This is a genomic window from SAR202 cluster bacterium (assembly GCA_016872355.1).
Lineage (GTDB): Bacteria > Chloroflexota > Dehalococcoidia > Lucifugimonadales > VGZY01 > VGZY01.
The window spans coordinates 1-10,174 of sequence record VGZY01000096.1 but is presented as its reverse complement, the minus strand read 5'-3'; the positions used below and the strand labels follow the sequence as shown (position 1 = coordinate 10,174).

At 63.9% G+C, this 10,174-nt stretch carries 8 protein-coding genes; 4 read left to right on the top strand and 4 right to left on the bottom strand.

Features of this window, described 5'->3' with window-relative positions; genetic code table 11:
• On the top strand, nucleotides 1-365 hold a 365-nt coding region (locus FJ319_13795; GenBank protein ID MBM3935342.1), incomplete at its 5' end, for a hypothetical protein.
• 56 nt (nucleotides 366-421) lie between these two features.
• Here the strand turns inward: FJ319_13795 and FJ319_13790 are convergent.
• Nucleotides 422-1,180 carry a hypothetical protein gene (locus FJ319_13790; GenBank protein MBM3935341.1) on the bottom strand — a complete coding sequence of 253 codons (759 nt, stop codon included), beginning with the start codon at nucleotides 1,178-1,180 and terminating at the stop codon, nucleotides 422-424.
• Between the two features lie 22 nt (nucleotides 1,181-1,202).
• On the bottom strand, nucleotides 1,203-1,532 hold the full coding sequence (locus FJ319_13785; protein MBM3935340.1) for a hypothetical protein: 330 nt from the start codon (nucleotides 1,530-1,532) through the stop codon (nucleotides 1,203-1,205).
• Nucleotides 1,533-1,765: 233 nt separating this feature from the next.
• Between FJ319_13785 and FJ319_13780 the strand changes: the two genes are divergently transcribed.
• The gene (locus tag FJ319_13780) at nucleotides 1,766-3,850 is read left to right on the top strand and encodes a hypothetical protein (protein ID MBM3935339.1); all 2,085 of its coding nucleotides are present in this window, start codon (nucleotides 1,766-1,768) and stop codon (nucleotides 3,848-3,850) included.
• A gap of 70 nt (nucleotides 3,851-3,920) precedes the next feature.
• Here the strand turns inward: FJ319_13780 and FJ319_13775 are convergent, their stop codons facing one another.
• Both FJ319_13775 and FJ319_13770 read right to left on the bottom strand, forming a co-directional pair.
• Complete coding sequence (locus FJ319_13775) at nucleotides 3,921-4,472, bottom strand: GNAT family N-acetyltransferase (protein MBM3935338.1); 552 nt, start codon at nucleotides 4,470-4,472, stop codon at nucleotides 3,921-3,923.
• A 404-nt stretch (nucleotides 4,473-4,876) separates the two neighbouring features.
• On the bottom strand, nucleotides 4,877-6,499 hold the full coding sequence (locus FJ319_13770; protein ID MBM3935337.1) for a formate--tetrahydrofolate ligase: 1,623 nt from the start codon (nucleotides 6,497-6,499) through the stop codon (nucleotides 4,877-4,879).
• Between the two features lie 133 nt (nucleotides 6,500-6,632).
• On the opposite strand from FJ319_13770, the gene FJ319_13765 reads away from it, so the two are divergent.
• Entirely contained in the window at nucleotides 6,633-7,868 is a 1,236-nt protein-coding gene (locus tag FJ319_13765) for a molybdopterin molybdotransferase MoeA (GenBank protein MBM3935336.1), read from the top strand.
• Nucleotides 7,869-7,887: 19 nt separating this feature from the next.
• Nucleotides 7,888-9,828 carry a molybdopterin biosynthesis protein gene (locus tag FJ319_13760; GenBank protein MBM3935335.1) on the top strand — a complete coding sequence of 647 codons (1,941 nt, stop codon included), beginning with the start codon at nucleotides 7,888-7,890 and terminating at the stop codon, nucleotides 9,826-9,828.
• Nucleotides 9,829-10,174: the final 346 nt, after the last annotated feature.

Sequence of the window (10,174 nt, the reverse complement as noted above, 5' to 3'; positions counted from 1 at the left end):
CGTCCACCAGCCCGACGCAAGCCCCGGCCGCGACGCCGACCATACCGGCGGCAGCGCCCACAACGCCACCGGCGGCCACCGGCAACACGATTAACGTTACTATGGGCGATGCAGCCGGTGCGACCAAAGAGTACCGCTACGTGCCCAACAAGTTCACTTTCAAAGTGGGCGAAGAAATCACCTTCGTGTTCACGGCTGAGACCGAGGAACATACCTTCACGGCCGAGGATCTGAACGTCGACGTGACCGTCGCCGCCAAAACGACGAAGCGCGTGACGATCAAGTTCGACAAGGCGGGGATCTTCGACTTCCTGTGCATCCCCCACGCTGACTTCGGCATGGACGGCCAGATTACCGTCCAGTAGCCACAGCGCAGCCACTAAGCGTCAGCCCCAGTATTCTGACCGGGGTGCGGCCGAATCTACGGCCCGCCCCGGTCCAGCAACACCATGTGCACCTCGCGCGGCCCGTGGACGCCCCTGACGATCGTCTGCTCGATGTCCGCAGACCGGCTCGGCCCCGAGATGATGTTCATGTAGCTACTGTCTCGCCCCTGCAGGAAGTCCAGTCGGCGCAGGGTGAACAGGTCGTCCAGGCTCGGCAGCACCTGGCCGCGCCGGACGACGGCTATGTGCACCGGCATTACGAGCGAAACGAGCCTGCTGACGCCCCGCCCCGCGGCAATCGCCACGCTGCCGGTCTCGGAGATGGCGTAGTCCACACCCGTGATGCCGATGTCCGACTTCAGTGCCTTCTCCCTCAGACCCCTGCGCTCGGTCCCGTCGGCATCTTCGCCGCTCCTGGCCATGAGTGTTAGCTCCGTGCCGGTCTGCGTCAGCGCCGGACCCAGGGCAAGCTCGTCCAGCACTTCGTAGGCAGACCGCATGGCCAACTTCGCGCCAAGCTTCGCCGCCACTGAGGCAATGTAGTCGCGCGCCTCAGCGACGCTGCGTGCTGTGTGGACGGACCAAGCGGACTTCGCAGCAGCGACCGCCATTTCAGCCAGTAGCTGTTCCGACTGCCGGGACATTGTCTCCCGGACGGCCGCGGCGCGGCGCGACACCGAGTCAGCATCGCCGTAAAGGGCGGTCGCCTCCGGCATGGCGGCGGGCGCATCGCCGCCCACGCGACCAAGGGCCGCCCTCACAGTCTTCAAGAACTCTTCTCGGTTGCTGTCCACCTGGCCTCTTCTCCGTGTCGTCCTAGTCGGTTATCTCGACAATCGCCAGCGCTTCTCCGGACCGGCGGTATCTCACTGTCACATCCTGGGCAGTCACCATGTGCTCACGAAGGTGCGACGGCGTGAACTCCAGGCTCCGGTAGTCCCGGCCGTCGAACTCCCACTCGCTGCCTCCGGCGTCCCTCACGCGCACCAGCGTCAGGTCGAGCAAGGAGCTCGATTCCACTGCCGTCAACTTCCCGCGGACTTCCCCAACATTGGGGATGGCCGCCGGGCCACCCGCAGCGGTGTCACGGCACCCTGCGAGTATGACTCCGAACGCGCACAGCACTATCAGAAACCTGCTTGCCAACCGTCCGACCTCGGCCATTTTCGTTGGATCCCGTATATCTTACCCGATGGCGTTACACCACAGCGTTTTCCGGCCTGCACCGCCATGCTCAAGCTTGGGGCATGTGCGACCGACCGAAAATTTCCAAAAGCAGCACCTCGTTCACATTGACCAATTTCTAATACTTTGGATAACTTTGGTGCACGTGGAGGTGGAAAATGAAAACGCTAGGATCACTGTCGGCCTTACTACTCTTGATCGCAACGGCTTCAATACTATTAACAGGTACCAGAATTGCTTCCGCCGACTCGCCGTTCTCGACCCAGCAGGTCATCATCGTTGCCGACGGCACGGCCGTAAGGCAGCATGCGCTGGGTCCCGGCTCCGTGCGTTCACTGACGGAGATGGCGGCAACGCTGCACACCAAGCAGCCCATTACCTTCATGAACACTGATGCGCCGACCGCGCCCGTAGGACCCATCCGGCTCACGGATGCGGGCTTCACCGCCATACAGGACGCAATCGAGGCGACCTTCAAGGCAGAGGCGCCCGAGAAGCCGGGCGACCTGGCCCAGGGCCTCACCGCCGCGTTTGAGATGCTGGGCGGCGAGAATTCGGCCAATGGCTCGATCGTCTATGTCGTTGCCGGAGCGAATGAGGGCGTGGACTTTGCAACCATGTCCACGACCGTTTCACCGCTGGTGGCCGGCTTCGCCGACAAGAAGTGGACGATCACCGGCATTAGCCTTCCCGGGGCGTCCGCGGAATCGGACGCTTTCCTCCAGTCCGTCTCCGGCAAGACCGGCGGCAAGGTCTACAGCGCGGCCGGCACCACCGGCTTCAAGGACCTCGCCAACGCAATTCTCACCGGCGAGTCCCGCTGGCCTCTCGGCTCCGTCGGCGAGCGCGCGCTCAAGCCGGAGGAGCTCTACTCCACCACAGTCAGCATAATCCCCGGCACCCGGGAGAAGACACTCCTGATCTTCAAGGACAACACCTACGGCTCGCTCCGCCTGACCAACCCGGCGGGACTTGAGGTTTCCGCGGGCGACCGCTCGGCATCGTACGTTTCCGAGACTCCCAACCTGGTCATCTGGCGGCTGATCGACCCCGCTCCGGGCGACTGGAAGATAGACGCCCGCGGTATGCAGGGCCAGCTCTCCATCTGGGAGTATTCCACCAACCCGTACAGCGTCACCTTCAAGCAGCAGGCGCCGATGCCTCTGCACAAGACCAACTCCATCGTCGCCATCGTTCGCGAGAACCAGCAGGCCGTCCACCTGGCCGGCGTGCGCGTCTTTGCGAACGTGACGACGCTCGACGGCGCTCAGATCTCCTACGAGATGAACGACGACGGGGTCAACGGCGACGCCGCCGCGAAGGACGGTAATTACTCGGCGCTCATCCCGCCGCAGGCCGCGGTCGGGACCTACAAGGTCAGGGTTGAGATGAGCTGGCCTAAGTACAGCTACACGGTATCTTCGGAAGGCTCATTCGTTACACAGGTCTTCCCGCAGATCGACCTCACCATGGTCGCCACCGAGCAACTGGAGCCGGGAGTCCGCGCAAGGGTAGCTACGGCGCTCGTGCATATCGCCGGGAGCCCCTACCCTATCTCGCCTGAGAAGCTTTTTGTGAGCCTCGGCAGCAACAGCGGCGCGGTGGAGGTAGAGCCCAGGCGTCTCTTCGGCAACGGGCCGGCGTCCGAGTTCGATGTCTACTTCACGCCCTCCGGCGAGGCGCTGCACTCGATGGTGGTCCGCATGTCCCTTGACTATGCCGGCCGCGTCTACATGGAGAGCACACCCTCCAGGGTGCTGTCATCCATTCTGCCGGTCGCGCCAGCCGCGCCCGTGGTAGAGGCGCCGGCCGCCGCTGCGCCCGCGCCTGTGGTCATTGTCCCGCCGCCTGCGCCGGCTAAGCGCGAGCTGCCCGTTGGTCTCATAGTCGCGGGCGTTGCGATACTGGCAGTCATCGCGGTGGCATCAGCATACTTCCTCACCCGCACGCGGCCGTACGGCTACCTGTACGGCGAGAGCGATGTACCGCTGGTGGACTTCGCAAACCTCAAGCGGCAGCCCGTCATGGCCTTCCTGTACAGGGGCCTGGTCAAGGGCAGCGAGCTAGGCATCCCGGGCCTGGAAGGCGTGGTATTCCGGTTCAACAAGGACCAGATCGACCTCACCGTCGCCCGCGAGTTCTCCACCGTGCGCGTCAACAACCAGCCGGTCGTTGAGCGCACCGCCATCGGCAACCGCACGTGGATAGGCGCGCGCGGCAGGCTCTACACCTTCCTGACCTCCCGCAACCCCGGCGAGAACCCCTCGCCCGCCGACTAGGGCAGAGTAGCTAGAAATCAGAAAGCCCCACCGGTATCCGGTGGGGCTCTCTGATTTCTAGCCAACCGCTTTAGGCGATACCGCCCTTAATAAATACTTCAGTCCAGGCCAGCCAAAAACCCGCGCTAACCGCGACGTTATTGGAGTTCACGTTGGTTGGCGCGGCCGCGTAGTATGGCAGTTTCCCGGCCTTCAGGATGCTATCCGCTAACCTGCTCACCAGCGCACGACCTATGTTCCTACCTCGTGCACTTTCCAAAAAGTCGACGCCAATTTGCCACATCGACTCGCAATCAACTGACGCGGCCGCAATCCCAACAATTTCGCCGTTCGTTCTTGCGACTGCAGCCAATTTCTCCGGTCTTGGAGAATCGTGGCGATAGGATAGCGCGTGCCTGAACCCTTCATATACAAACAGGTCTTTGATTAATGCCTCAAAAACTATCTCAATGCTTGTTTCAGCGGGCGGCGCAGCAGGCCGGAGGTCTTTCTCGGAACAGGCGTAGACCAGGCATGGCCCAACGACCTGCCGATTTTCGCGCGCGAATAGCGCAACCACCTCTGCTAGAACTTTCGGCGAAAATGCCAGGTCACGGTCAAGGGGGCCGAACATCGACTTCATTCGGTCAATTCGTTCAGGCCCACAGCTCACAACAACTCCGGAGCCCATTGTTACCATGCTGAACGGATCCGGACTCACGGGATACCGTCTTCTCCCTGGACGTTCCTCGGAAGGAACAACTTTGACGCCTTCTCCCGAGAGGTCCCTCTCGTCACACGCAAAATCGGTGGCAAGGAGTGACCGGACTATTCGGCGAGCGGTGGTCCTGGTGCTGACGGTCAACGGCCTCCTCCGTCAAAGAAATGGCCTAATAGTCGTTTGAAAGTGCCTGGATATACGTCAACTGTCGCGTGATTATGTAGCTGCACAGCATGCTGTGCAGCTACATAATCACGCCCAGCGGCAACCCCTTTATCGCACCGCCGACTTCTGAATCCGCTCTGAAAAGCCCTAACCCATCCCCCCTACAGCCCAACCACGTTCCCCTTCTCGTCGATGTCCAGCGAGCGCGGCGTGCCGGGCAGGCCGGGCATGGTGACGATGGTGCCGGCGATGGGATAGATGAAACCCGCGCCCACTGACGCGCGCACGTCGGACACTCGGAACGTATAGCCGGACGGGCGGCCCAGGCGGGTCGGATCGTCTGAGATGGAGAAGTTGGTCTTGGCCATGCAGACCGGGAGGCCGCCCCAGCCGTTCTGCGCGTAGGTCTTCAGTCGCGCCTTCGCGTCCGCGTTCCAGGACACGTCCGCCGCGTTGTAGACCTTGCGGGCCAGCGTCAGCACCTTCTCTTCGATCGTGGCGTCGGCCGGGTACAGGTAAGTCGGCTTCACAGCGCCGTCCTTCGATGCGGCCACGACGGCCTCCGCCAGTTCCACGCCACCCGCGCCGCCGTTTGCGTACACGGTGCTCTCCACGGCCGCGAACGCACCGGCGCTCTCTGAGCACTCTTTTACGATCGCCACCTCTTCCTTCGTGTCCGTGGGGAAGCGGTTGATCGCGACGACGACTGGCAGGCCAAAGGAGCGGACGACTCCCACCAGGTGCTGGACGTTTACCACCCCTGCCCTGACGGCGGCCTCGTTCGGCTTCTCAAGGTCGCGGAGCCTCACGCCGCCGTGCGACTTCACCGCGCGCACGGTGGTCACGAGAACCGCGGCGCTCGGCTCCAGGCCGTTGAAGCGCGCCTTGATGTGCATGAACTTCTCGAATCCAAGGTCAGCGCCGAACCCAGCCTCGGTGATCACGTAGTCGGAGTAGCCGAGCGCTAGCCGGTCGGCCACAACCGAGTTGCACCCGTGGGCGATGTTGCCGAACGGGCCGGCGTGGATCAGGACGGGCTGCCCCTCCTGTGTCTGGACCAGGTTGGGGTGGATGGCGTGGCGCAACAGCGCCATCATCGAGCCGACCGCCTGCACATCGCCTGCGGGTACGGGCTTGTCGTCCTCCGTAAAGCCGACGACGATGCGCGTTAGCCTGGCGCGGAGGTCGTCGATGCCGGACGAAAGCGCAAGGATGGCCATGATTTCGGAGGCCGTCACGATATCGAAGCCGGCCTCGCGCATTGGTGCGTTGTTGGGGCCGCCCAGGCCGGTGATGATCTGCCGGAGCGCGCGGTCCTCGATGTCCATGACCCGCCGCCATGTCATGCCCGCCGGCGAAAAGCCCGGAATCGCGCCGCGCTGGGCTGCGTTGTCGGTGATCGCGCCGAGCAGGTTGTGGGCGGAAGCGACTGCGTGGGCATCGCCGGTGAAGTGGATGTTGATTTCGTCCTCAGGCAGCACGCGCGCCGCGCCGCCGCCCGTGCCTCCCCCCTTTACGCCGAAGATCGGCCCCAGCGACGGCTCTCGGAGCGTCGCAGCCACCCGGTGGCCCAGCTTGCCCATAGCCTGCGTGAGCCCAACAGTTGTCGTCGTCTTCCCCTCGCCCGCCCTCGTCGGCGTCATGCCGGTCATTACGATGAGCTTGCCGCGCGGCCCGTCTTTGCGGATGGCGTTGAGATCTATTTTCGCCTTGTACTTGCCGTAAGGAATGACCGCCTCACGGTCCAACCCCATCTTGTCCGCGATCTCATAAATAGGCCGCATCGGTCACTCCTGAGTTAAAGGTGCGTACGCGTAATACCGGGCTTTGGCCCGAATACGAATGCTCGTTCCGAGCTTGAGGTATAGCTGGCCGAATTGTAGTATAGGGCAAAGTGCAACAGCAGGCTATATTTCCATGTCCGAATTCTTCAATGTCATGCCGTCCGGCGAAGCGCATGAGCTCCTTTTCCGCAGCCTAAGTGTGCGCACCCGGGCGGAGAAGGTCCCCACGGCAGGCGCATCCGGCAGGGTCCTGGCCAAAGACATTTACTCTCCGGAGGACCTGCCCGCGTTCGCACGCTCGTCGATGGATGGGTTCTCAGTCCGCGCAAGCGACACATTCGGCGCGTCCGAAGGGATGCCCGCGTATTTCGAGGTGGTCGGCGAAGTCCCAATGGGGAGCGGGCCGTCGGTGGGCCTGGCCGCCGGTCAAGCGGCGCGCGCATATACCGGCGGCATGCTTGCCGGGGGCGCTGACGCGGTTGTTATGGTGGAGAATACTCAGGCAGTCGATGAGCGCACAATCGAGGTGAATCGACCCGTCGCGCCCGGGGAGAATGTTATTCAGGTGGGCGAGGATGTGCGGCGCGGCGATGTGGTCATACCGGCCGGCAGGGTGCTCCGCCCGCAGGACATCGGCGGACTTATGGCCCTCGGCATTATGGAGGTTAGCGTTGCCCAGAAGCCGAGGGTAGCCATCGTCTCCACCGGGGACGAGCTCGTCCCCCCTGCCGGCAGTCCAGGACCCGGACAGGTAAGGGATATCAACACTTACACCATTTCGGCGCTCGTGGAGAAGGCCGGCGGAGTCCCTGTTCCCATAGCGCTCGTTCCGGACGAGTACGAGACCCAGCGGCTGGCGGCCGTGGAGGGGCTCGGCAGGTGCGATATGCTCGTCTTCTCCGCGGGTAGCTCCGTCAGCGCGCGCGACATGACGGCGCGTGTGCTCGGGAGCCTGGGCAGCCCGGGGGTGCTCGTCCACGGCCTGGCCCACAAGCCCGGCAAGCCGACGATCATAGCGGTCGTCGACGGCAAGCCTGCCATCGGCCTCCCGGGCAACCCCGTGTCAGCCGCCGTCGTCTTCGGCATGATATGCCGCCCGGCCATCTACCGGCTGGCAGGCTGCACCGAGCCTCCGCGCGCGCCCTCGCTGAGTGCGCGCCTTCTCAGGGATATACCATCGGTAGCCGGCAGAGAAGACCACGCCCAGGTGCGGCTCGTCATGGAAGGCGCAGACCTCTGCGCGGCGCCCGTCTTCGGCAAGTCCAACCTCATCTATACGCTCGTCCGCTCCGACGGCGCCGTGATCGTCCCCCTGGAGCGCGGCGGGCTGTACGCGGGCGAGACAGTGACGGTCTTCCTTCACACCTAGGCTCCCAAAGGACCACCTCATGCCATCCAGACGGCGCGGACGCGACTACTATCTGAGCGACATCCCTGTCGATGATGCCCGCAGGCGGTTCTACGACGCTCTGGAGGCTGCCGGCGCGCCGCGCCTAACCTCCACCGAGCTTCTGCCGCTGGACCGTGCCAACGGGCGCGTCACGGCCGAGCCGGTCTGGGCGCAGCGCTCCTCCCCTCACTACGACGCCGCCGCGATGGACGGCGTAGCTGTGCGCTCCGCGGAAACCGCCGGCGCAACGGAAACACCCCCGCGACGGCTATCCGTCCCGCAGCAGGCGGTGTGGGTGGACACGGGCGACCCTATGCCGGACGGCTTCGACGCCGTGATCATGGTAGAGGTTGTCCACGAGGTAGACGATGCCACGATCGAGGTACAGGCCCCTGTCACGCCGTTCCAGCACGTCCGCCCTCTTGGCGAAGACATCGTGGCCACAGAACTCGTGCTCCCCCAGGGCCACAGGCTCCGGCCGCAGGACCTCGCCGCATGCGCCGCCGCCGGCGTGACCCAGGCCCCGGTCCAGGCGCGGCCCACAGTGGCCGTCATCCCGACCGGCACCGAGCTGGTGCCGATGCAGTCGCAGCCGCAGCCGGGCCAGATCGTGGAATTCAACTCGGTCATGCTTGCCGCGATAGCCGAAGACGCCGGAGCGGACGCCATACGCCTGCCGCCCGTCCCGGACGATTTCGTACTTATCAAAAAGGCAATCGTCTCGGCGGCGCGCGGCCACGATATCGTCGTCGTGAACGCAGGCTCATCCGCGGGGTCGGAGGACTTCACCGCCCGCGCCGTTGCGGACCTGGGTGTGCTTGCGCTGCACGGCGTAGCGCTGCGGCCGGGTCACCCGCTCGTCCTGGGTGTGGTGGAAGGCAAGCCCGTTATCGGTATACCCGGTTATCCCGTCTCCGCGGCAGTGACGGCAGACCTTTTCCTGAAGCCGCTCATAGAGAGGATGCTGGGCGTCGCTCCAGCGCGCCGGCAGAGAGCATCCGCCATCCTGTCCCGCAAAGTGCAATCGCCGTCTGGAGAGGATGAGTATCTCAGGGTGCGACTGGGGCGCGTCGGCGAGAGGCTGGTTGCGACGCCGATCCAGCGCGGCGCGGGTGTCATCATGTCAATGGTTCGGGCAGACGGCCTGGTGCTCATCCCGCGGTTCTCCGAAGGAGTGGATGCGGGTGCGACAGTTGAGGTGGAGCTGCTCCGCCCTGCTGAACAGATAGAGAAGTCTATCGTTGCCATCGGCAGCCACGATCTCACGCTCGACCTCATCGCAAGCGAGCTGCGGCGAATCGACCCGGAGCTGACCCTGTCGTCCTCCAACGTCGGCAGCCTCGGCGGTCTTCTGGCGCTCAGCCGTGGCGAGGCGCACGTCGCCGGGTGCCATCTTCTGGACGAAGCGTCCGGCGAGTACAACGTCAGCTACGTGCGGAAGTACGTCAAGGGTCGGCCCGTTGTGATCCTCAACCTTGTGAACCGTCTCCAGGGCCTCATCGTTCAGCCCGGCAACCCGAGGGGCGTGAATTCCCTTGGGGACCTCACCCGCCCGGACGTCGCATTCGTCAACCGGCAGCGAGGCTCCGGCACCAGGGTACTCTTAGATTACCGGCTACGCCTCGACGGGATCGCACCAGAAACGGTGCGTGGGTACCAGCGGGAGGAGTACACGCACCTCGCGGTGGCGGCCGCCGTGGCGGCAGGCCGCGCAGACACCGGCCTGGGTATCCTCTCCGCGGCCCGGGCGATGGGCCTGGGCTTCGTGCCGCTACTGTCCGAGCAATACGACCTTGTGGTACCGGAGGAACACTATGGGAGCGCGTTGCTGGGCCATTTGTTGGAGCTTGTTCGCACCGAAGGGTTCAAGACCGCCGCGGAGGCGCTCGGCGGGTACGACACCCGTCTGACAGGGCAAGTGATCGAAATCGTCCGGTGACTATGTCTAATCACGCGGTTAAAGAAAATAACAATTTGCTTTGGTTTGCCGCCGACAGTGGGGTGAAAAATTAGGTAGAAAAACGCAGTTGACAAGACTTCACGTCTGGAGTACATTCCTGTCACTTAAGGAGAAACTATTTCATCCGTCAATACGTTTTAGTCCGCGGAGGAGAATAGAATGGCGCAACCGAGGCTCCGGCACTCCATGCACCTCTTGTTACTGGGCCTTGCATCTTCGTTCCTGTTACTTTTTGCTCTTGGCTGTGCGGCCGGGGAGTCATCGGAGCCCGAGGCGCCGGCGCCTGCCGCGCCCGCTGCAACGGCGGTCGGGGGCGCCGCGCCGT